Origin of the sequence: Streptomyces sp. NBC_00620, from assembly GCF_026341825.1 — a bacterium.
In the GTDB taxonomy this organism is placed as follows: domain Bacteria; phylum Actinomycetota; class Actinomycetes; order Streptomycetales; family Streptomycetaceae; genus Streptomyces.
Genome location: NZ_JAPENY010000001.1, coordinates 320084 through 342982 on the forward strand (window position 1 = coordinate 320084; position 22899 = coordinate 342982).

The 22899-nt window shown below is 70.7% G+C and carries 16 protein-coding genes; 5 read left to right on the forward strand and 11 right to left on the reverse strand.

Annotation, left to right across the window (positions count from 1 at the left end; genetic code table 11):
* Window positions 1-116: 116 nt before the first annotated feature.
* A complete protein-coding gene (locus OG246_RS01425) occupies window positions 117-713 on the reverse strand; it encodes a M48 family metallopeptidase (RefSeq protein WP_266454591.1) in 597 nt (198 codons plus the stop codon).
* Between the two features lie 218 nt (window positions 714-931).
* On the opposite strand from OG246_RS01425, the gene OG246_RS01430 reads away from it, so the two are divergent.
* Both OG246_RS01430 and OG246_RS01435 read left to right on the forward strand, forming a co-directional pair.
* The gene (locus OG246_RS01430) at window positions 932-2113 is read left to right on the forward strand and encodes a TOMM precursor leader peptide-binding protein (protein WP_266454594.1); all 1182 of its coding nucleotides are present in this window, start codon (window positions 932-934) and stop codon (window positions 2111-2113) included.
* A complete protein-coding gene (locus OG246_RS01435) occupies window positions 2106-3470 on the forward strand; it encodes an AarF/ABC1/UbiB kinase family protein (RefSeq protein WP_266454597.1) in 1365 nt (454 codons plus the stop codon). Before OG246_RS01430 ends, OG246_RS01435 begins: the two co-directional genes overlap by 8 nt.
* Window positions 3471-3481: 11 nt before the next feature.
* Here the strand turns inward: OG246_RS01435 and OG246_RS01440 are convergent, their stop codons facing one another.
* From OG246_RS01440 to OG246_RS01460, 5 genes are all read right to left on the reverse strand, one after another.
* Window positions 3482-3706: a hypothetical protein gene (locus OG246_RS01440; RefSeq protein ID WP_266454599.1), complete on the reverse strand. Its 225-nt coding sequence runs from the start codon at window positions 3704-3706 to the stop codon at window positions 3482-3484.
* A 121-nt stretch (window positions 3707-3827) separates the two neighbouring features.
* Window positions 3828-4151, reverse strand: coding sequence for a hypothetical protein (locus OG246_RS01445; protein WP_266454602.1), 324 nt, complete (start codon window positions 4149-4151; stop codon window positions 3828-3830).
* The gene (locus tag OG246_RS01450; protein WP_266454605.1) at window positions 4148-4516 is read right to left on the reverse strand and encodes a WhiB family transcriptional regulator; all 369 of its coding nucleotides are present in this window, start codon (window positions 4514-4516) and stop codon (window positions 4148-4150) included. The genes OG246_RS01445 and OG246_RS01450 overlap by 4 nt, the downstream gene beginning before the upstream one ends.
* Window positions 4517-4690: 174 nt before the next feature.
* Window positions 4691-5017 (reverse strand): hypothetical protein, encoded by a 327-nt coding sequence (locus OG246_RS01455; RefSeq protein WP_266454608.1) that lies wholly within the window; start codon window positions 5015-5017, stop codon window positions 4691-4693.
* 162 nt (window positions 5018-5179) lie between these two features.
* Window positions 5180-7378, reverse strand: a complete 2199-nt coding sequence (locus OG246_RS01460; RefSeq protein ID WP_266454611.1) for an ATP-dependent DNA helicase UvrD2 — start codon at window positions 7376-7378, stop codon at window positions 5180-5182.
* Between the two features lie 185 nt (window positions 7379-7563).
* Here OG246_RS01460 and OG246_RS01465 point away from each other — a divergent pair, with 185 nt between their 5' ends.
* Window positions 7564-7806 carry a mycoredoxin gene (locus tag OG246_RS01465; RefSeq protein WP_266454614.1) on the forward strand — a complete coding sequence of 81 codons (243 nt, stop codon included), beginning with the start codon at window positions 7564-7566 and terminating at the stop codon, window positions 7804-7806.
* A gap of 43 nt (window positions 7807-7849) precedes the next feature.
* On the opposite strand, the gene nudC is transcribed toward OG246_RS01465, so the two are convergent.
* From nudC to OG246_RS01490, 5 genes are all read right to left on the reverse strand, one after another.
* Window positions 7850-8797, reverse strand: a complete 948-nt coding sequence (gene nudC, locus OG246_RS01470; RefSeq protein WP_266454622.1) for an NAD(+) diphosphatase — start codon at window positions 8795-8797, stop codon at window positions 7850-7852.
* Window positions 8798-8918: 121 nt separating this feature from the next.
* On the reverse strand, window positions 8919-10331 hold the full coding sequence (locus tag OG246_RS01475; RefSeq protein WP_266454625.1) for a dipeptidase: 1413 nt from the start codon (window positions 10329-10331) through the stop codon (window positions 8919-8921).
* Between the two features lie 10 nt (window positions 10332-10341).
* Entirely contained in the window at window positions 10342-13842 is a 3501-nt protein-coding gene (locus OG246_RS01480) for an ATP-dependent DNA helicase (protein ID WP_266454628.1), read from the reverse strand.
* 180 nt (window positions 13843-14022) lie between these two features.
* Window positions 14023-17481, reverse strand: a complete 3459-nt coding sequence (locus OG246_RS01485) for an ATP-dependent DNA helicase (RefSeq protein WP_266454631.1) — start codon at window positions 17479-17481, stop codon at window positions 14023-14025.
* Window positions 17482-17729: 248 nt separating this feature from the next.
* Entirely contained in the window at window positions 17730-18095 is a 366-nt protein-coding gene (locus OG246_RS01490) for an MGMT family protein (protein ID WP_323178272.1), read from the reverse strand.
* Between the two features lie 186 nt (window positions 18096-18281).
* Here OG246_RS01490 and OG246_RS01495 point away from each other — a divergent pair, with 186 nt between their 5' ends.
* Together OG246_RS01495 and OG246_RS01500 are read left to right on the forward strand one after the other, a co-directional pair.
* Window positions 18282-21107, forward strand: a complete 2826-nt coding sequence (locus tag OG246_RS01495) for a lysylphosphatidylglycerol synthase domain-containing protein (RefSeq protein WP_266454640.1) — start codon at window positions 18282-18284, stop codon at window positions 21105-21107.
* Between the two features lie 134 nt (window positions 21108-21241).
* Window positions 21242-22786 carry an alpha/beta hydrolase gene (locus OG246_RS01500; protein ID WP_266454642.1) on the forward strand — a complete coding sequence of 515 codons (1545 nt, stop codon included), beginning with the start codon at window positions 21242-21244 and terminating at the stop codon, window positions 22784-22786.
* The last annotated feature ends 113 nt before the right edge of the window (window positions 22787-22899 follow it).

Below are 22899 nucleotides of genomic sequence, written 5' to 3' on the forward strand. Positions count from 1 at the left end.
AAGTACGTCGCGTCAGGCTAACGGCAAACGCCGACAGTGGAGGAAGCCGGTACAGACCCGGTACACAACCGCCCCTTCCGTACAGGCGGACCGCCTGCGGTGCGGGCGGACCGCACCTACTCGTCGCGTTCGACGGGCGGATGGGGCAGCCGGTCGGCGGCCACCACCCCTTCGAGGTAGCCGCGCGCACGCTCCGTACGCGGATACGCCTCCAGGAGCCGCCAGAAGCGGGGCCCGTGACCTGGCACGAGCAGGTGCGCGAGTTCATGGACGAGGACGTAGTCGACGACGTACTCGGGCATGCCCTGCAGCCGGTGCGACAGCCGGATGCTGCCCTCGGACGGGGTGCACGAGCCCCAGCGCGTGTTCTGGTTGGTGACCCAGCGGACCGAGGTGGGCCGGGCCCGGCCGTCGAAGTACTGACCCGACAGACGTGCGGCGCGCTCGGTCAGCTCGGCGTCGCCGGGCACCCGTTTCTTCTCCTGGGCGGCCAGTTTGTCGAGCATGACGGTCACCCAGCGTTGTTCCTCCGCCTCGGACATCCGGGCGGGGATGAGCACAACGGTGCGATCGCCCTCGCGGTACGCGGAGACCGTTCTGCGCCGTCGCGCGCTCCTGCGGACCTCGATCGCGCTCGCCCCCGAGCCGCTCGGCGGCGGGCTCGTCGTACTGCGCTGTGGGTTTCCGGCGCGGTGCAGTGGGTCGGCGGGCACGCCCCGACGTTACCCGCTGCACATGGGGGAAGTCCCGTCCCCGGGACGGTTCGATGCCGATCCGCACCCTGTGCGCTTGATTTGTACGACGTATACCGCCGCCTGTGGATAACTTTCGGCACCCCCGGGCCGCGAAGGGCATGCTGGCATTCGGTCGGCGAAGCGGGACCCACACCCGCCGACACACGGGGACGTTCCACGGACTACGGGGGTAGGTCATGCATCCGATCGTGAAGCCCGCGCTTCGGCGTGGCTGGCGAGATCTCAACACCGTCCAGTTCGGAATGGCACCCGCGCACGCCATAGTCCTTGGCCCGGTGGACACGGCGACGGGCAGCTTCCTCGATCTCCTCAACGGGACACGCGGGCTGCCGCTCCTGCGCGACGAGGGGCGCAGGATGGGGTTCCCCGACGGCCATGTCGACGGACTGCTGGAGCGGCTGGCCCGGTCCGGTCTGCTGGACGACACGACGGGAGGCGGCCCGGCTGCGGATGCCTTGCGTAAGAAGAAGGCTGTCCTCGACCGGCTGCGCCCCGACCTCGCGTCCCTCTCCCTCGTCGCTCCCGAACCGGGCGAAGGTATGAAACGCCTGGCCGCCCGCCGCTCACTGCGCGTACAGGTGCGAGGCGCCGGCCGGGTCGGAGTAACCCTGGCCTCGCTGCTCGCCGGCGCGGGCGTCGGCGAGGTCGATGTCCGCGACAGCGGCTGCGTCGAGCCATGGGACGTCGCACCGGGCGGCCTGCCCGCCGAGTCCATCGGCGAGCGCCGGGAGGAAGCCGCCCGGCGCGCCGTGCGCCGAGCGGCACCGGACCGTCCCCCGCGGACGACCCCGGACGGGGAGGAACTCGGACTGTCACTGGTGATCCTCACCCCGCGGGACGGCCTCGCCGTCCACGCGCCCGACCCGGCGGCGACCGAGCCGCTGATCACCTCGGGGACACCGCATCTGTACGCGGGTGTCGTGGAGGGGACGGGTGTCGTGGGCCCTCTGGTCCTGCCGGGCGACACGGGCTGCGCGGGCTGTCTGGACCAGGGGCGCGTCGACCGGGATCCGACCTGGCCACGCCTGCTCGCGCAGTGGCGCTCCGGTCAGCAGCGCCAGGTCCCGGCGTGCGACCTCGCGCTGGCGGCCGGCGTCGCCGGAATGGCCGCGGGTCACGCGCTGGCCTTCCTCGACGGAGGGTTGCCGTCAAGCGCCGGAGCACGCTGGGAGGCGTCCGTGCCGGGCTTCGACTGGCACTCGAGACCGGTCTGGTCGCATCCCGCATGCCCCTGCGGCGCAGCGGAGAAAGGTAAGAAGGGGGAGCGCGCCTCGGAGGACGGGGAGTCGCACGAGACAATGGCGGGGCAACAGCCGTACGCGGCTCGGCTGTCCGGTACTTGGAGGGCGCATGTCTGATCTTCCCCGGAAGGCAGTCACCCGTACGGCCAAACTCGCCGCGCTGCCACTCGGCTTCGCCGGGCGCGCCACGTGGGGGCTCGGCAAACGGATCGGCGGGAAGTCGGCGGAGATCGTGGGCCGCGAGCTGCAGCAGCGCACGGCGGAGCAGCTGTTCAAGGTGCTCGGTGAGCTCAAGGGCGGGGCGATGAAGTTCGGGCAGGCAATGTCCGTCTTCGAGTCGGCGCTGCCCGAAGAGGTCGCGGGACCGTATCGCGCGGCGCTGACGAAGCTCCAGGAGGCGGCGCCTCCCATGCCGACCCGCACCGTGCACTCCGTGCTGGAGGAGCGGCTCGGCGCGGAGTGGTCCGAGCTGTTCCTCGAGTTCGAGGACAAGCCGTCCGCGGCGGCCTCGATCGGCCAGGTGCACCACGCGGTGTGGCACGACGGCCGAGAGGTCGCGGTGAAGGTGCAGTACCCCGGAGCGGGCGAGGCGCTGCTCTCCGATCTGACCCAGCTCAGCCGGTTCGCCAGGCTTCTCGGCCCGCTGATCCCGGGGATGGACATCAAGCCGCTCATCGCGGAACTGCGCGACCGGGTGTCCGAGGAGCTCGACTACGGACTCGAGGCGCAGGCCCAGACCGTTCATGCGGAGGAATTCGCGGGCGACCCGGATGTCCTCGTACCGGCGGTGGTCCACCAGTGCGACCAGATTCTGGTCACCGAATGGATCGACGGCATACCCATGTCGGAGGTGATCTCCGAAGGCACCCAGGAGCAGCGCGACCGTGCCGGCCAACTGCTGGCCCGTTTCCTCTTCTCGGGCCCGGCCCGCACCGGACTGCTGCACGCCGATCCGCACCCGGGCAACTTCCGTCTCCTGCCGGACGAGAAGAACGGCTGGCGTCTCGGCGTCCTGGACTTCGGCACGGTGGACCGCCTCCCGGGCGGCCTGCCGTCGACGATCGGCGAGTCCCTCCGCATGACCCTCGACGGCGAGGCCGAGGCGGTCTACGAACTGCTCTGCGAGGAGGGCTTCGTCAAGGAGTCCATAGAGCTCGAACCCGACGCGGTCCTGGACTACCTCCTGCCCATCATCGAACCGGCCCAGGTGGACGAGTTCACCTTCACCCGAGGCTGGATGCGCAGCCAGGCCGCCCGGGTCGGCGACCCCCGCTCCCCCGCCTACCAGTTGGGCAAGCGGCTCAACCTGCCCCCGTCGTATCTCCTGATACACCGCGTGACCCTGAGCACCATCGGTGTCCTGTGCCAACTGGGCGCGACGGTCCGGCTGCGCGACGAGCTGGAGGAGTGGCTGCCCGGATTCCTACCGGGGGATGAGCTGGCGGACGGGACGGGGACGGCCGCCGAGGCCTGACGAGAGGCGGTTCACCACCACGCGGAGTCCAGCCGCCCCTCGATCGCCCTCAGATGTGTGCGAGCGCAGCTGTCACAGAAGTAGTGGCGGGTGCCGTTCTCCATGGAACAGGTCCAAGTCGGCTGGGGGCCGTCCGCCGAGGTGCCGCATCGGGCGCACACGATGTGCTGGGCCTCTGCCGCGTCGGGCCGCTGCGCTGAGCCGGTGCTGTCACTGTCCCCGGGAAGACTCGTCACCCGGCGACGATATCGCCGTGATCGGCGGTTCGCCGGACACAACGCACCGCGGGGGCCGGTCCGGACGGACCGACCCCCGCGAGGAGTTACTGCTTGCGACTACTGCTTGCGACTGCCTCGGCTACTGCATGACCGCCATGGCCAGCGCACGCCGGGCTCGCATCGAAGCGCGCTCGGCACGACGCTGCATCCGGCGGGCGGTCGCCAGGCGCACGGCCCGGCGTTCCCGTTCGGCCTCGTGCAGTCGCTCGTGCATATGCGCACGAGCCAGGGCTTCTGGAATGAGTTGCATCTCTCGGGTCCTGTTCTGACGCGAGTCGTTCGCGTCGGTGGAGGTGAAGTCTGGGATCGCGGAGCCAGTGGGCTCGCTGGTGGACGGCTTCATCGGGGCCTGTTTCTTGGGGTCGTTCGTCAGGGGGCGGTCGATCGTTCCTCGGATGTTCATGCCGCGACCGGGTTCTTGCGCGGGCGGCCACGCGGCCGCTTGCGGGCCACGACGACACCCTGGACGAACAGCTCGCCACCCCAGACGCCCCAGGGCTCACGCCGCTCCTTGGCACCGGCGAGGCAGGCCTCGACCAGCGGGCAGGTACGGCAGAGGGACTTGGCGTACTCGACGTCGGCCGGCGACTCGGCGAAGAAGACCTCCGGGTCGTAGGAACGGCAGGGGACGGGTACGCCGAGGTTCTCGATGGCGTCGTCGAGCGCGGTGAGCGCAGTGAGCGGGATCAAGGTGGAGTCCTCCGTGAGGCCGGGCGGGGAGATCGTTTCGGAAGGCGGTACGGACGGGGCGTGCGCTTCGAGTTGCACGGTTGGTCTTCCTCGTCTGGTCGTGCCGGCCGGTTGGCCGGTTGGCGGCTGGTACCGGGTTCTTTTCTTGTCCCGAGGCCCCTTCGCTCTGCCGTCCCCGGTCGGGGACAAACAGAAGGGCCGCGGATCCCGGGTGGGGTTCCGCGGCCCTGAAGGCGCCGGCCTGATCGAGAATCAGGCTGGATCACTCCAGGGTTCAGGCCCACGGAAGGCCCACATCGTGTGGTGCTGCTTCGTCTGCTTCACGGATCCGGCACCGGCTGCGGCAAAGGCATAGGCACGCGCCTCTGCCACTACTGCTGCTGCTTCCAGTGCCTGGGTCGGTCGCTCATTGCGCTCACGGATGGGAAGACCCGCGAGAGACACGGAGGACGCCGGCCGGACAGCAGGAATGCCGGACAGACCGGTGCCCAGGTTCGAGACGCCGAGCAGGCACGTGGAGACGACCGAGCGATCGGTCAATTTGGCGGTGCTGATGAAGCTCGTGGTGATGCTGATCACTGGAATCGCCTCCTCTCGGCGTCTAGGGGGACCGGGGTGAACCAGTCCGACGGTTATTAAGTACAGCACGGAACCTGGGCCTCGGAGAAGGCCGCCGTTCCGTGTTAAGAACCTATGGGGATTGCTGGGGCATGCGCAAACTATTTTTTCGACGAGTTTGTATCAGTCACCTTCGTCGTCTCCTCCAACATCTTGACCTGCGCAGATGGCCAGAACATCGGTGCCGAAGCGGTTCAGCTTGCGGACTCCGACGCCAGGGATCCTGGCCAGCTCGCCCTCGTCGTCGGGCACGGTCTCGGCGATCGCCATCAAGGTCTTGTCGGTGAAGACGCAGAACGCGGGCTGCCCACTGCGCTGTGCCTGCACCGCCCGCCACTCCCGCAACCGCTCGTAGAGACCCTCGTCCATGTCGGAGGGACAGTCCTCGCAGCGCATCAGTTTCATCTCGCCCGCGTCGGTCAGAGTGCGGCCGCAGACCCTGCAGCGGGCAGGAGTCCGGACCGACCGCCGTACGACGGTGCCACCGCTGCTTCCGATGCCGCGCTCGATGCCTCCCGGGCCACCGCCGCTGCTGCTCCGGCCCGCGGTCATGACGGACCCGGGGCGCAGCCCGTCCAAGAAGCGGCTGGGCCGGCGGTTCGGTCTGCCACCGGGTGAGCGGGACAGTGCCCAGGAGACACCGAGATGCTCCCTCGCGCGCGTGACGCCGACGTAGAGGAGGCGGCGTTCCTCCTCGATCTGCTCGTCGGTCTTTGCGTAGGTGATCGGCATCATGCCCTCGGCGACAGCGACCAGGAAGACGACGTCCCACTCCAGTCCCTTGGCGGAGTGCAGGGAGGCGAGGGTGACGCCCTGGACGGTCGGCGCGTGCTGCGCGCTCGCGCGCTCGTCGAGCTCGGCCACCAGGTCGCCGAGGGTGGCGCCCTGCTTGGCCGCGGCGAAGTCGTGGGCCAGGTGGACAAGGGCGGCCAACGATTCCCAGCGCTCTCTGACCGCGCCGGAGCCGGCGGGCGGCTGGTTGGTCCATCCTTCGCCCGACAGGACGGCGCGGACCTGCGAGGGCAGGTCGATGACGTCGTCGAGGAGCGAGTCGTTGCCCCCGAACCGCGCCGCGGCGCGCAGTGCGGCGCCCGCCTTGCGCACTTCGGGGCGGTCGAAGAACCGCTCGGCGCCACGCAGCTGGTAAGGCACCCCAGCGTCGGCGAGGGCTTGTTCGTACAGCTCGGACTGGGAGTTCGTACGGAAGAGGATCGCGATCTCGCCCGCAGGGACACCGGAGGCGATGAGGTCGCGGATGCGGCGGGCGGCACCCTCGGCCTCGGCGGGCTCGTCCGTGTACTCGGCGTAGACGGGTTCGGGGCCCGGGGACCGCTGGGAGATCAGCTCCAGGCGGTGCTCGGCGGCCCGGCCGCGAGCCTGGGCGAGCAGGCCGTTGGCAAGGTGGACGACCTGGGGCGAGGAGCGGTAGTCGCGTACGAGCTTGACGACGGTGGCCCCGGGATGGCGGGTGCGGAAGTCGAGAAGGTGGTCGGGAGTTGCACCGGTGAACGAATAGATCGTCTGGCTGGCGTCGCCGACGACACACAGGCTGTCGCGCTCACCGAGCCACAGGTCCAGCAGACGCTGTTGCAGCGGGCTGACGTCCTGGTACTCGTCGACCACGAAGTGCTGGTACTGCGAACGGACCTGCTCCGCGATGTCGTGGCGGTCCTGAAGGATGGCGACCGTCAGCAGCAGGACGTCCTCGAAGTCGATGACCGCGCGGTCACGCTTGAGGTCTTCGTAGGCTCCGTAGAGCTGGGCGATTTCGGCTGGGTTGCGGGGGGCATCACGACCGGCCTTCGCGGCGGCGGCCGCATAGTCGGCGGGGATGGTCTGAGTGACCTTGGACCACTCGATCTCGGCGGTGACATCCCGCAGTTCGCCGCGGTCGAGGCGGATCCGGCAGGCGGCCGCCGCGTCGGCGACGAGCTGGATCTTGCGGTCGACGAGCCGGGGCAGGCTGCCGCCGACCGCTTTCGGCCAGAAGTACTGGAGTTGGCGCAGTGCGGCCGAGTGGAAGGTGCGGGCCTGGACACCGCCGGCGCCGAGCTGGCGGAGGCGGCCGCGCATCTCGCCCGCGGCACGGTTGGTGAACGTGACGGCCAGCACGGTGGAGGGCTGCAGTATCCCGGCGCGCACGCCATAGGCGATGCGGTGGGTGATCGCCCGTGTTTTGCCCGTGCCGGCGCCCGCCAGCACGCACACCGGTCCGTGCAGGGCGGTTGCGACCTCGCGCTGCTCGGGGTCGAGCCCGTCGAGCACCGCGTCGGCCGTGTCCGGAACCTGCGGGAAGAGGGTGGAGTGCGTTGCTGCTGTCACCCCGCCATGCTGCCAGGTCGCCGGGGACGGATGAGTCGGTTGTCCACAGGGAGGCACCCGCAGTCGTACTAATGCGGCAGGCGTGGCGTCCCCGCAGGGGTACCCCCCGCGGGAATGGCGGCCCGGTCACGTACGTTCCACTGACGCGACCACGCACCCCGACGCCGTAAAGGAGCGCAATCGACATGCCGGGCACTGTGACGATGTACAGCACCACGTGGTGCGGCTACTGCCGTCGGCTGAAGAGCCAGATGGACCGCGAGGGCATCACGTACAACGAGATCAACATCGAGCAGGACCCGCAGTCGGCGGCGTTCGTGGAGAAGGCGAACGGCGGAAACCAGACGGTTCCCACCGTTCTCTTCCCGGACGGTTCGACGCTGACGAACCCTTCGCTGGCGCAGGTCAAGCAGAAGATCGGCGCCTAGGCGGCGCATCCGGCCGCCCGCCGCGTCGGCCGTCCGGCCGGCGTCAGGCGGCCGCCCCTCGCGTCGGCAGGGGCTTGCCGTACCAGAGCTCGATCAGTCGGGCCGCAATCGAGATCCCGTAGGGAGGCAGCACCTCCCCGGACTCGAAGGCGGCCCGCAGGTCTTCGCGGGAGAACCAGCGGGCCTCTTCGATCTCTTCGCCGTCGACGTTGATCTCGGACGACTGGGCGCGGGCCATGAAGCCCAGCATCAGGCTGGAGGGGAACGGCCAGGGCTGGCTGGCGACGTACTCCACCGCGCCGACCGTGATGCCGGCCTCCTCGAAGACCTCGCGGCGCACCGACTGCTCGATGGACTCGCCGGGCTCGACGAAGCCGGCGAGGGTGGAGAAGCGGCCCTCGGGCCAGTGCACCTGGCGGCCGAGCAGGATGCGGTCCTCGTCGTCCGTGACAGCCATGATCACGGCCGGGTCGGTGCGCGGGTAGTGCTCGGCGCCGCAGGCGGGGCAGCGGCGGATGTGGCCGGCCGCCGCGATGACGGTGCGTTCGCCGCAGCGTGAGCAGAAGCGGTGCAGCCGCTGCCAGTTCTCCAGGGCGACCGCGTGCACCATGAGGCCCGCGTCGCGGGGTGACAGCAGGAGTCCCGCCTCGCGCAGGCCCGCCGGGCGAGCCGACTGGTCGATGCGGCCGGGGAGCGCGTCCTTCTGGAGTGCGAAATAGCTCACACCATCGTCGTCCGTGCCCAGGAAGTAGCGGTGCGCCTCGGTGAGCGGGGCCTCGAAGGAGGGGGTCATCACCAGTTCGGTGTTGCCGTCCGCCGTCTCGTCGATCAGGACCTGGCCGCCGGAGACCACGAAGGCGCGGGTGGTGGGGTGGCTCCACGCCGCGGCGAGCCAGGCCTCGTCGAGCCGGTGATGGGCGGCCCGGTCGATGCCGCTCGGGGCGGTGAGCGAGATGGGACGGTCGGCGGTGTGGTCGGTCCAGGTGGTCACGGGTGCTTCCAACTCCCCCGGTGTGACGGTTATTTCGGCGGGCGGTTCAGCAGGGCGGGTGTGGCGGGGGCTGTTCAGGGCGTTGATCGCCTTCTTCGTGGATGCCTTCTGGATGCCTTCTTCAATGTGCCTCGCGCCAGTTCTCGGCCAGATCGCCCCACAGGTAGGCGGTGGTTTCGACGCCCTTCAGGAGGAGATCCAGTTCGACCTTCTCGTTGGGGGCGTGCCAGCCGTCCGACGGGACGGAGATGCCCAGGAACAGCACGGGGGCGCCGAGGACTTCCTGGAGGTCGGCAGCGGGTCCCGAGCCTCCCGAGCGGGTGAAGCGGATGGTCTGCTCGAAAGCGCGGCCCATGGCGCGTGCGACGGACTGGAGGGCCGGATGGTCCAGGGGCGTGAGGCACGGGCGCGTGGCCGGGGCGAACGTGATCTCGTGCCGGATCCCCGCGGGCAGCTGCTCGACGGCCCAGGCGCGTACGGCCTTCTCGATGTGGTCCGGGTCCTGGCCCGCGACCAGCCTGAAGGAGAGCTTCACCATGGCCGAGGACGGGACGATCGTCTTGCTGCCGGGGCCTTGGTAGCCGCCTCCGATGCCGTTGACCTCGGCGGTCGGACGGGCCCAGACGCGCTCCAGGGTGGTGTGTCCGGCCTCTCCGTGAGCGGCCGTCGACCTGGCCGTGCGCAGCCACTCGGCCTCGTCGAAGGGCAGCTCGGCGAAGAGTTCGCGCTCCCGTTCGGTGAGTTCGATGATGCCTTCGTAGAAGCCGGGCACGGCCACCCGCGCGTGCTCGTCGTGCAGGGCCGCGACGAGCCGGGCGACCGCGGTGGCCGGGTTGGGCACGGCTCCGCCGAAGGCCCCGGAGTGGATGTCCTGGTCGGGGCCGTACAGCTCGATCTCGCACTCGGCGAGGCCGCGCATGCCGGTGCACACCGTGGGGGTGTCCTCGGACCACATGCCGGTGTCGGAGACGATCACGGCATCGGCGGCGAGTCGGTCCGCGTGCGCTTCGACGAGGTGCCGGAAGTACGGGGAACCGGATTCCTCCTCGCCCTCGATGAGGAGCTTGAGGTGTACGGCGGGAGCGGTGCGCCCGGTGGCGGCGAGGTGGGCGCGGACGCCGAGTGTGTGGAAGAACACCTGGCCCTTGTCGTCCGCCGCCCCGCGCGCGTGGAGGCGGTTTCCGCGGATCACCGGCTCGAAGGGCTCGGTGTCCCAGCCGTCCTCGCGGGCGGCGGGCTGCACATCGTGGTGTCCGTAGACGAGGACCGTGGGTGCTTCGGGGTCCTCGGAGGGCCACTCGGCGAACACGGCGGGCGCGCCTGCCGTGGCCCAGACCTCGGTGGTCGGGAAGCCGGTCTCCTGAAGCTTGGCGGCAAGCCAGTCGGCGCTGCGCCGTACGTCCGCCGCGTGGTCGGGCTGGGCCGACACCGAGGGGATCCGCAGCCACTCCGCGAGGTCGTCGAGGAACGCGGCGCGGTGCTCCTGGATGTACGCGCGGACGGTGCTGACGGCGTTGTCAACGGGCTTGCTCATGCCCACGAGCCTATCCGCCCACAGAGGCGTGTTCGTCCGGTGGTTCACCGGATGCCCCTTCCTGTGGGCCCTCCATGAGCAGCCGCTCCAGTGCTGCCCGGTCCGGAAGGCCGTCGGGTCGGACCACCTCGCCGCTACGGACGTACAGGAACGCTGCCTTGACCGACTCCAGGGGCACGCCCTGCTGCTCGGCCCAGGCGAGGCGGTAGATCGCGAGCTGGAGCGGGTCCGCGGTGCGGCTGCGGTTGGTCTTCCAGTCGACGATCTCGTACGTCCTGCCGTCACCCTGTCCGTGTCCCGCGTCCTCGTCGCCCTGCCGGTACCCCGCGTCCCCGTCGGCCTCCCTGTAGACCGCGTCGATACGACCGCGCACGACGCGTCCGGCAATGGCGAGCTGGAAGGGGACCTCGACGCGGTAGGGAGTGCGGTGCGCGTAAGGCGTGCGTTCGAAGGAGTCCTTGAGGGCCTCAAGGTCACGCTCGTCGGCGATCTCGGCCTCGCTGCCGGGCAGCTCCTCCGGATCGAGCATGGGCAGCCGAAGCTCTTCGAAGCGGGATTCCACCCATGCGTGGAAGCGGGTCCCGCGGCGCGCGGCGGGCTGCGGAGGGCGCGGCATGGGGCGCGCCAGCTCCTGCGCGAAGCCGTCCGGGTCGGCGGTCAGGCGCAGCACCTGCGACGCGGTGAGCGACGACGGCAGAGGTACGTCCGTGACACCGGCGCGGGCACGCAGGAGCTCTCCGGTGAGCGCGTCCAGGTCGCGGTCCCAGGAGGCGAGCGTGCGGGATTCCTCGGGGGTGAGGCGCATCGGGTCCTCGGGGTGAGGACGAGCCTCGGGGGCCGGTGCCTGATGCGGGACCGTCGGGCGGTCCGCCGTCCAGGAGTCCCAGTCGGCGCCGTCGTCCGCGGGGAGGTCCGGCGGTTCTTCGTCCTCCGGCGGAGGCGGCCACTCGGGGTCCTCGTAGGAGGACGAGTCGTGGGCGGCCCCTGGATGGGCGTCCTCGTGGGACGCGACCCGCTCCAGGTGGGCGAGTACGGTCTCCGCGGCCGCGCGGCGGCGGGCGAGTGCCGCGTCGTCGAGCGGGAGCGGCCACGCGCGGTCGGCGGACGCCTCGTGGAGGGCGGGGTTCTCGTCGTCCTCGGCCGGCTCGTCCGCCCAGGCCTCGATCTCGCCGTGTCCGGCCGCGCAGTGGTCGTGCAGGGCGTGCAGGAAGTCCGAGGGCCCGCGCGGCTTCTTCTGGGAGGGGCCCCACCAGTGGCCGGAGCCGATCAGGAGGGAGCGGGGGCGGGTGAAGGTGACGTAGCCGAGGCGGAGTTCCTCGGTGTGCTGGTGGTCCTTCATCGCCTCGTGGAAGGCTTTGATGCCCCTGGTGTCCCAGGCGCCGATGTCGGGCAGCGTGTCGGCGTCCCCGCGCAGTTCGTGCGGCAGGACCTTGCCCTGGGCAGTCCATTTCTCGCGGCCCTGGGTGCTGGGAAAGGTGCCGGTGACGAGGCCGGGGACCACGACGACGTCCCATTCCAGGCCCTTGGACTTGTGCGCGGTGAGCACCTTGACGGTGTTCTCGCCGCCCGGGAGGGCGTTGTCGAGGCCCTTCTCGTACTGCGCGGCCGTGCGCAGGAAACCGAGGAAGGCCAGCAGGGTCGCCTCGCCGTCGCCCGCGGCGAAGGAGGCGGCGACGTCCAGGAAGTTCGACAGCGTCTCGCGTCGGCGGGCGGCCAGCGCGTGCGGGGACGCGGAGAGTTCGACCTCCAGGCCGGTGACGGCGAGCACCCGGTGCAGGACGTCCATCAGCGGGTCGGCGAGCGAGCGGCGCAGGTCGCGCAGTTCGGCGGCGAGTCGCGCGAAACGCACCCTCGCGTCGGGTGAGAAGGGCAGTCCGTCGTCGTCCCCCTGGGCCTCGATGGGCATCTCCAGGAACGTGTCGAGCGCGTCCGCGAGCGATATCACCTCGGCCGGGTCGACCCCCTCGACGGCCGCGGCGAGCCGACGGTCCGGGTCGTCGTCGGCGCCCACGCGCGCGTGGGTCACGAGAAAGCGGGCGCGCCTCCCCAGGAGGGCCAGGTCGCGCGGGCCGATGCGCCAGCGCGGGCCGGTGAGCAGGCGGACGAGTGAGGCGTTGGCACCTGGGTCCTGGAGGACCTCGCAGACGGCCACGAGATCGGCGACCTCGGGGAGGTGCAGCAGCCCGGAGAGGCCCACCACCTCGACGGGGATGTCGCGGGCGACGAGCGCGCCCTGGATCTCGGCGAAGTCGGTCGCCGTACGGCACAGCACGGCGATCTCGCCGGGTGCCTTTCCGGTGCGTACGAGATGGGCGATGGAGTCGGCGAGCCAGTTGATCTCCTCGGCGTGGGTGCGCAACAGCGCGCAGCGGACCAGGCCGTCGCGCTCGGCTCCGGGGGCTGGGCGGAGTGCCTCCACGCCCGCGTGCATGGCGCGCAGGGGCTCCGCGAGGCCGTTGGCGAGTTCCAGGAGGCGGCCACCGCTGCGGCGGTTCTCGCTGAGAGCCTGGCGGGTCGCTGGACGGCCGTCGGGGTGCGCGAAGTGCTCGGGGAAGTCGTCGAGGTTGGCGACGGAGGCGCCGCGCCAGCCGTAGATCGCCTGGCAGGGGTCGCCGACCGCGGTCACCGGGTGGCCCGTGCCGCTGCCGAAGAGACCGGCGAGCAGGACACGTTGGGCGACCGATGTGTCCTGGTACTCGTCCAGCAGGACCACTCGGAACTCGTCGCGCAGGATGGTTCCGACCTCGGGTCGGGTGCGGGCCAGGGTGGCCGACAGGGCGATCTGATCGCCGAAGTCGAGGAGGTCACGTTCGCGTTTGGCCGCGCGGTAGCGGCCCACCAGCTCGGCGAGTTCGCGCCGGGCCGCCGCTGCCTCGGGAACCTTGCGCAGGTCGGCGTTGGTGAGTTTGGCGCTCTCCAGGGAGCGCAGCAGTTCGGCGTCGTAGGCGCGCAGGTCCTCGGGGCGTACGAGGTGTTCGGAGAGCTCGGAGTCGAGCGTGAGGAGGTCGCCGACGAGGTCCGGGAAGGAGCGGGTCAGCGCCGGGTACGGTCCCGGTGCTTCGCGCAGCACGCGGGCGGCGAGCTGGTAGCGGGTGGCGTCGGCGAGCAGGCGGGATGTCGGTTCGAGCCCGATGCGCAGGCCGTGGTCGGTCAGCAGGCGGCCCGCGAAGGCGTGGTACGTGGAGATGACGGGCTCGCCGGGCGGGTTGTCCGGGTCGATCACGTCCGGGTCGGTGACGCCTGCCTTGATGAGCGCCTTGCGGACGCGCTCGGCGAGTTCGCCGGCCGCCTTGTTGGTGAACGTCAGGCCGAGAACCTGCTCGGGGGCGACCTGCCCGGTGCCGACCAGCCACACCACGCGTGCCGCCATCACCGTGGTCTTGCCCGAACCGGCTCCGGCCACGATCACCTGCGGGGCGGGCGGTGCGGTGATGCAGGCCGTCTGCTCCGGGGTGAACGGGATGCCGAGGAGCTCTTTGAGCTGTTCGGGGTCGGTGATACGGGCTGGCACGTCAGAGAGGCTAGCGGCGCGCACTGACAGTGGGGGCCACATCGGCCGTGGGGCACAAGGATGCGCTGGTCAGCACGGGTGGTGCGATGCGTCACGCACGTCGCACCACTCGACGCGCAGGCGTCACCCGGCCACACGCGCGTGCCTCGACCGCACCCACGTCACTCGATCGCGCCCCCGTCACTCAACCACGTGCCGCCCCTCGGGCCGCGCGCTGCACGACGCCCGGAACGCACAGTGCGTGCAGTGCTGCCCGGTCGTCGGCGAGAACCGCTCGTCGAGGACCTTGCCCGCGGCGGTGGCGAGCAGGTCGCCGACCCACTCGCCCTCCAGTGGCTCCTGCGCCTGCACCTTGGGGAGGGTCTCGCCCCCGTTCTTCTTGGCGGCACCCTGGCGCAGCTGGACGAGTTCGGCGCCGCCCGGTTCGGGCCGGACGCCGTCGAAGGCGTCATCGGCGGCGCCCTCGCTGATGGCGAGCTGGTAGACGGCGAGCTGCGGATGGTGTGCCACCTCGGCGGCGGTCGGCGCCTGCTTGCCGGTCTTGAAGTCGACCACGTAGGCGCGGCCTTCGGCATCCGCCTCGACGCGGTCCATGGAGCCGCGGATGCGTACTTCGTAGTCGCCCGCTTCGAGGGTCACGTCGAAGTCGTGCTCACTGGCCACGGGCGTACGCCCGGTGCGGTCCGACACGTGCCACTTCAGGAAGCGTTCGAGCGCCACGCGCGCGTGCTCCTTCTCCTGCGCGGACTTCCAGGGCGCGTCGAAGGCGAGCGCGTTCCACACGGAGTCGAGGCGCTCCATGAGGACGGCCAGGTCTGCCGGGGTGCGTCCGGAGGCGACCTCGTCGGCGAGGACGTGCACCACGTTGCCGAAGCCCTGGGCGGCGGTCGCGGGCGCGTCGGCCTTCACCTCGCGCCCCAGGAACCACTGCAGGGCGCAGGTGTTGGCGAGCTGGTCGAGGGCGCTCCCGGAGAGCACGACAGGCTGATCGCGGTTGCGCAGCGGGATCTTGCTCTCGGTCGGCTCGTACAGGCCCCACCAGCGGTAGGGGTGCGCGGACGGCACCAGAGGGCGGCCGTCCTCGTCACCGAGCGCGGCGAGTTTGGCCAGACGGCGGGCCGCGGCCTCCCTGAGGGTGTCCGAGACGCGCGGATCGACGGTCGTGGCGCGCAGCTCGGCGACCAGCGCGGCGACGGACAGCGGGCGGCGCGGGCGGCCGGTGACGTCCTTGGGTTCGACGCCGAGTTCGGTGAGGAAGCGGGAGGGCTGGTCGCCGTCGTCGGCGGGGGCCTTCACAGCGGTGACGACGAGGCGTTCACGCGCGCGCGTGGCGGCCACGTAGAACAAACGGCGTTCTTCGGAGAGGAGTGCTCCGGGCGTCAGGGGTTCGGCGAGGCCGTCGCGTCCGATGCGGTCGGCCTCCAGCAGGGAGCCGCGGCGGCGCAGGTCGGGCCACAGGCCCTCCTGGACGCCCGCGACGACGACGAGGCGCCACTCCAGGCCCTTGGAGCGGTGCGCGGTCATCAGACGCACGGCGTCGGGGCGTACGACCCTGCGGGTGAGTGTGTCGGCGGCGATGTCCTGGGCCTCGATCTCCTCCAGGAAGTTGAGGGCGCCGCGGCCGCCGGTGCGCTCCTCGGCGCGCGTCGCGGTCGCGAACAACGCGCACACGGCGTCGAGGTCGCGGTCAGCGTTCCGCCCGGCCGCGCCGCCGCGCCTGGCGGCCCGCTCCAGACGCTGCGGCCACGGTGTGCCCTCCCACAGGTCCCAGAGGGCCTCCTCGGCCGTCCCGCCGCCCGCGAGGCGCTCCCGCGCCTTCCGCAGCAGCGCACCGAGACGCTGGGCGCCTCGGGCGTACGCCGGGTCGTGCGCGACCAACCGCTCCGGCTCGGCCAGCGCGCGGGCGAGCAGTTCGTCGGACGGCGGTGGTACGTGGTTGCCGGCGGCGCGCTCCTCCTCCCGCAGCGCGCGTCCCAGGCGCCGCAGATCGGCGGCGTCCATGCTCGCGAGAGGCGAGGCGAGCAGGGTGAGCGCGGTCTCGATGGCGAGCCAGGGGGTCTCCGGTTCCGACTCAGCCGGGTCTTGGGCCTCTTGGGCCTCTTGGGCCTCTTGGGCCTCTTCGGGCTCTTGGGCGTCGGCGCTTTCCGCTCCTTCGGCGGGTGCGTCTTCTTGAGCGGGTACCTCCCCTGCGGCGGCGTCCTCAGCGGATACGTCCGTGCCGGCACGGGAGTCCGCGTCCGCACCCAACTCCGCCCGCGCCACCGCCCGCAGCGCGGTCAGCAGCGGTGCCACCGCCGGCTCGTGTCGCAGCGGCAGATCGTCGCCGTCGATGTCGAGCGGCACCCCGGCCGCGGTGAGCGCACGGCGGATCGTCGGAATCGTGCGGGAGCCGGCGCGTACCAGGACGGCCATCTCGCTCCACGGGACGCCGTCCTCGAGGTGGGCGCGGCGCAGGATGTCGGCGATGTTGTCCAGTTCCGTGCCGGTGGTCGGGTACGTGTAGACCTCGGTCCGGCCCCCGTCCCGTACCGGGGAAAGCTCACGGTGGGCCCGGACCTTCTCCGCCGGAAGGCGGGTCAGCGGCATGCGCTGGGTGAGCAGCCGGGTGGCGGCGAGCAGGGCGGCGCCCGAGCGGCGGGACGTCCGGAGGACCTCGACCGGCGCCGGGTTCCCGCCCGCGCGCGGGAACGCGTCGGGGAAGTCCAGGATGCCGTTCACATCCGCGCCCCGGAAGGTGTAGATCGACTGGTCGGGGTCGCCGAAGGCGACGAGAGTGCGGCCACCGCCGGCGAGGGCCCTCAGCAGTCGTACCTGCGCCGGGTCGGTGTCCTGGTACTCGTCCACGTAGACGGCGTCGTACTGCGCGGCCAGGCGTTCGGCGACACCGGGGCGGCCGGCGAGCAGCACAGCGCGGTGGACCAGTTCCGCGTAGTCGAGGACTCCTTGCATGTCGAGAACGTCGAGGTACTCGGCGAGGAAGGCCGCCGCTGCGCCCCAGTCGGGGCGGCCGCTGCGTGAGGCGAAGGCGTCCAGGGCCTCGGGGCTCAGGCCCAGCTCGCGGCTGCGGGCGAGGACCGCGCGGACCTCGTCGGCGAAGCCGCGTGTGGTCAGACAGGCGCGCAGTTCATCCGGCCAGCGCACATGCGCGAGACCGAGGCGCTCCAGGTCGGGCTGGCCCGCGAGCAGTTCGCGCACCGCCACGTCCTGTTCGGGACCCGACAGCAGTCGCAAGGGTTCCACGAACAGGTCACTGTCCTGGTGGGCACGGACCAGGGCGTAGCAGAAGGAGTGGAAGGTGGTCGCCTGAGGGGCGCGGGCGGCCCCTATGCGCAACGCCATGCGGTCGCGCAGCTCGACGGCCGCCTTCCTGCTGAAGGTGAGCACCAGGACGCGCTCCGGATCGCCGCCCCGTGCGATCCGAGCGGCCACGGACTCGACGAGCGTGGTGGTCTTTCCGGTGCCCGGACCTGCGAGAACGAGCAGTGGGCCGTCCTTGTGGTCAACCACCGAGCGCTGTCCTGCGTCCAGACGAGGGGGATCGACCCGGACCGGCGGGGTACGCACCAGTCGGTACGCACCGCGGGTCCCCTGTCGCACCTGGGGGTGCGACAGGCGCCTGGTGGAGGAAGAGGAGCTCAAGTGGTTCGCCGGTCCTGGTGGTCGTGCTGGTTGGAGGACTGCCGCGCGTTGAGTGCGGTGGCCGCGGGGTGAGAGGGAAGCGCGTCGTCGACGCTACGCCGGTGAGCGCGGTGGAAGGAGGGCTTCCCCTTCTTCCCGAGGGCCTCGTGCGTCCCCCGGTCCTCGAACGTACGGCATGTCACGGGCGTGCCTCGCTTCCCCCGTACGGGCCACAGGTTCCCCCTCCGCCCGTCCGATACCGGAAGCTGTCAGGTGTGACTCTCCGCGCGTTCGCCGCCGTCCCATCGCGCCCGTCTCATGTCGACTCGCGGCAGATGCCCCTCGGAGGCTCTGCTCGCCTCCTTCAGGGGGGTGCCCTCAGTGCGGTAGTGGGCCAGTGCCTCGAGTTCGTGGCCCGGGAGCAGCACGCCGTCCGCGCGTATGACACGCCACCAGGGAACCGCTCCTCCGTAGAGGGCCATCACGCGGCCCACCTGTCGCGGCCCGCCCTCCTCCAGCCACTCGGCGACGTCCCCGTACGTCATGACGCGCCCGGGCGGGATCAGCTCGGCGACCTCAAGGACCCGTTCCGCGTACTCCGGCAGGTCGTCCGCCGGAAGGCTCTCCTCGCTCATCCGCCCCATCCTGCCCCACCCCACCGACAGTGTGACGGGGTGACGACCGCGGGTAGCCCTCGCCCCGCGGCGGCGCGTGAGGCAGACTGTGCGCCCCCGCATTTGCACCCTGATGCCCCCGTGTGTCGGTGGGGCATGCCACCATCGTGCGGGCGGTGACCGGTGATACGAGATCAAGAAGAGTCGATGAGGCAGCAGGGCGCGCACCCCGAAAACGCGGAGACCACCTCCGCGGCCTCGTCACGCCCGGACACCGGCGGGTCCGACGAGAAGGACACCGGCGAGGAGACCGCCGAGCCCACCTCCAAGGCCGACGAAGAGCCCACGACCACGACGGACGACGAGCGCACCACTAAGACGTACGAAAACGAGAAACTGCAGGTCGAGCGAGACACCGACTGCTCGGACGAGGTCCACAACGACGAGGTCGAGGGCGACGAACCGCTGCTCCCCGCGCGCGTGCACCGTCCGTCCGATCTGATGCGCCTCCTGGTCGGGATCCTCGCGATCGCCGTGCTGCTCGCCATCGCCGCGTTCGCGCATGGCACCACATCGGGCCTCGAACAGGACATCAACAAGGGCACGGGCCAGGCACCCGATCTGCTGATCAAGATCGCGGGTCTGGCTTCGAGCATCGCGATCCTCCTGGTGCCGGTCGCTTTCGCGATCGAGCGGCTGATCAAACGGGACGGGCTGCGCATCGCCGACGGCGTCCTCGCCGCGGTCCTCGCACACGGAGTGACACTCGCCACCGACCTGTGGGTCGCGCAGGCCGCCCCGAACTCGATCCAGGAAGCACTCACCCAGCCCTCGCCGGGCGACATCCACGCCCTCACCGACCCGGTGCACGGCTATCTCGCACCGGTCATCGCGTACATGACGGCCGTCGGCATGTCCCGCAGACCGCGCTGGCGGGCGGTGCTGTGGGTGGTGCTGATGCTCGACGCGTTCTCGATGCTGGTCACCGGCTACACGACGCCGTTCTCGATCATCCTGACCGTGCTGATCGGCTGGACCGTCGCGTACGGGACGTTGTACGCGGTCGGCTCGCCGAACGTGCGCCCCACCGGGCGGACCCTGATGGCGGGCCTGCGGCACGTCGGCTTCCACCCGGTGACGGCCGCGCGCGAGGAGGCGCCGGAGTCCACCGAGAGCGGCGACCGCGGCAGACGCTACTTCGTCACCCTGGAGGACGGCCCACCTCTGGATGTCACGGTGGTCGACCGTGAGCAGCAGGCGCAGGGCTTCTTCTACCGCGCGTGGCGCCGGCTCACGCTGCGCGGCATCACCACACGCCGCAGCCTCCAGTCACTGCGCCAGGCTCTTGAGCAGGAAGCACTGCTCGCATACGCGGCCATCGCGGCCGGGGCCAACGCGCCCAAGCTGATCGCGACCTCGGAGCTGGGTCCGGACGCCGTGATGCTCGTCTACGAGCACACCGGTGGCCACACCCTCGACTCGCTGCCCGACGAACTCATCACCGACGATCTCCTGCGCGAGACCTGGCATCAGGTGCAGTCGCTGCAGTCCCGGCGCATCGCGCACCGCAGGCTCGCGGGTGACGCGATTCTGGTGGATCGTTCCGGCACGGTGATCCTCACCGATCTGCGCGGCGGCGAGATCGCCGCCGGCGACCTGTTGCTGCGCATGGACATCGCCCAGCTGGTCACCACGCTGGGGCTTCGCGTGGGCGCCGAGCGCGCGGTGGCCTCGGCGGTCGGCGTACTCGGCCCGGACACGGTCGCCGACTGTCTGCCGATGCTCCAGCCCATCGCGCTGACGCGCGCCACGCGCGCGACGTTGCGAAAACTCGCCCGGGAGCGCGCACAGCGCGAGCGCGACGCGGTCCTTGAGGCTTCGCGGCAGGACAGGCTCGCCCGCGCCGAGGAGACCAAGGAAGACACCACACCCGTACTGGAAAAGCCCGCCAAGAAGTCCGTACGCGCGGAGCAGCGGGCCGAGAAGCGGGCGATCGACGAGGCGCTGGACGAGGCCCGCGAGGAGGATCTGCTCACCCAGATCCGCCACCAGGTGCTGCTGATCAGGCCCCAGGCACCCGTCGAACCGGTCCGCCTGGAGCGCGTCCGGCCGCGCACGCTGCTCAGTTTCATCGCCGGCGCGATCGGCGCGTACTTCCTGCTGACGCAGCTCACCCACATCGAATTCGGCACCCTCTTCGACGACGCCGAGTGGGGCTGGGTCGCCGCGGCGGTGCTGTTCTCTGCGCTGAGCTACTTCGCGGCGGCGATGAGCCTGCTCGGCTTCGTGCCCGAGCGGGTGCCCTTCCTGCGCACCGTGGCGGCACAGGTGGCGGGCTCGTTCGTGAAGATCGTGGCACCCGCCGCGGTCGGCGGTGTGGCTCTGAACACGCGCTTCCTGCAACGCTCCGGGGTGCGGCCGGGGCTCGCGGTGGCCAGCGTCGGCGCCTCGCAGCTGTTCGGACTCGGCTGCCACATCCTGATGCTGCTCTCCTTCGGCTACCTGACCGGCACCGAGAAGACACCCTCCCTGTCACCGTCCCGCACGGTCATCGCCGGTCTGCTCACCGTCGCCGTACTGGTCCTCGTGGTGACGTCGGTGCCGTTCCTGCGCAAATTCGTCTCCACGCGCGTGAGGTCGCTGTTCGCGGGCGTCGTGCCGCGCATGCTCGACGTGCTCCAGCGGCCGCAGAAGCTGATCACCGGCATCGGCGGCATGCTGCTGCTCACCGCCTGCTTCGTGATGTGCCTGGACGCGTCGATCCGCGCGTTCGGCCACGAGGAGACCCACACCCTCAGCCTCGCCAGCGTGGCCGTGGTCTTCCTCGCCGGTAACGCGCTCGGCTCGGCGGCACCGACTCCCGGCGGCGTCGGCGCGGTCGAGGCGACCCTCACGGTCGGCCTGATCGCCGTAGGCCTCCCGAAGGAGGTCGCGGCGCCCGCCGTGCTCCTGTACCGGCTGCTGACACTGTGGATTCCGGTGCTGCCGGGGTGGCTGTTCTTCAACCACCTGACGCGTAAGGGCGCGCTCTAGCCCGGGCACGCAGGGCCGTCTCGCACAGCGGCACGGCGCACCGTAGGGGCCCTTTCGTACGCGGCACAGCGCGTCCTCACCCACACGGCTCGCGCCCCGAGCGTCCCGCCCCGCACGACCGCAGGATGGGGAGCATGCCGAACCCTCCCCCGCTGCGCGCCGCTGCCTTGACCGTCGCCGCCGTCCTGTTGTCCTCCTTGATGACGGGCTGCGGCGATGACTCCAAGGACGAGGATCTGACGGCCCAGAAGCTGAGCTGGAAGGACTGCCCGGCGCCGTCCGCGTCCGAGGGTGGCGGGGATGCTCCCTCACCTCTGCCGCGCGGTACGAAGTGGAAGTGCGCCACCTTGAAGGCACCCCTCGACTGGACCGATCCCAAGGGCGACACGATCAAGCTCGCGCTGATCCGGGCCAAGACGAGCGGCGACCAGAGCAAGCGCATCGGCTCCCTCGTCTTCAACTTCGGGGGTCCCGGCGGCTCCGGTGTCACCACGTTGCCGGCCTTCGGCGAGGACTACGCGAAACTGCGCACCCGCTACGACCTGGTGAGCTTCGACCCGCGCGGGGTCGGCCGCAGCGCCGGAGTGGAATGCGAGAGCGACGACCAGCTCGATGAGTACTTCCAGCAGGACGCCACCCCGGACGACTCCGCCGAGCAGAAGGCACTGCTGGACAACACCAAGACGTTCAACGCGGCCTGTGAGAAGAACTCCGGCAAGACCCTCCCGCACCTGCGGACCACGGACGCGGCCCGCGACATGGACCTGATGCGTCAGGTTCTCGGCGACGACAAGCTGTACTACTTCGGCATCTCGTACGGCACCGAACTCGGCGGCGTCTACGCACACTTGTTCCCCAAGAACGTGGGACGTGCCGTCTTCGACGCGGTCGTCGACCCGACGCAGACCTCGGAACAGGGCTCTCTCGGCCAGGCCGAGGGCTTCCAGCTCGCGCTCGACAACTTCGCCGACGACTGCACCTCGAAGACCGAGGACTGCCCGATCGGCGACTCCGCGCAGGACGTCAAGGACCGCATCGCCAAACTGCTCGCCGACCTCGACAGCAAGCCGATCCCCGGCGTCTTCCCGCGGCAGCTCACCCAGACCGCCGCGACCAACGGCATCGCGCAGGCCCTGTACTCGAAGGACTTCTGGGAGTACCTGACGGAGGGACTTGAACAGGCGTACGACGGCGACGGCAAGGTGCTGATGCTGCTGTCGGACTCGATGAACGGGCGCAACCAGAACGGGCAGTACAGCAACATCACCGCGGCGAACATCTCCATCAACTGCGCGGACGACAAACCGCGTTACACCGCCGACTATGTGGAGTCGAAGCTTCCGGAGTTCCGGGCCGCCTCGCCGCTGTTCGGCGACTATCTGGCCTGGGGCATGGTCAGCTGCACCGACTGGGCGGTGGCGGGCGCCGCCGACCACCCCGACGTGAGCGCTCCCGGCGCGGCGCCCATCCTCGTGGTCGGCAACACCGGCGACCCGGCGACGCCGTACGAGGGAGCGAAGAAGATGGTGGACGCACTGGGCAAGGGAGTCGGTGTCGAGCTGACGTACAAGGGCCAGGGGCACGGTGCGTACGACAGCGGGAACAAGTGCGTGCAGGACGCGGTGAACGGCTATCTGCTGCAGGGGACCGTCCCGTCGGCCGGAACCATCTGCTCCTAGAAAGCCGCAGGTCAAACGGTTATCCACAGGCCGCGACGGTCGCGGCTCGACGGCGCCTAATATGGCCTGCATGTGATCCGCGACTTCCGGCGGATCACGGCGAGGGGGGAAGC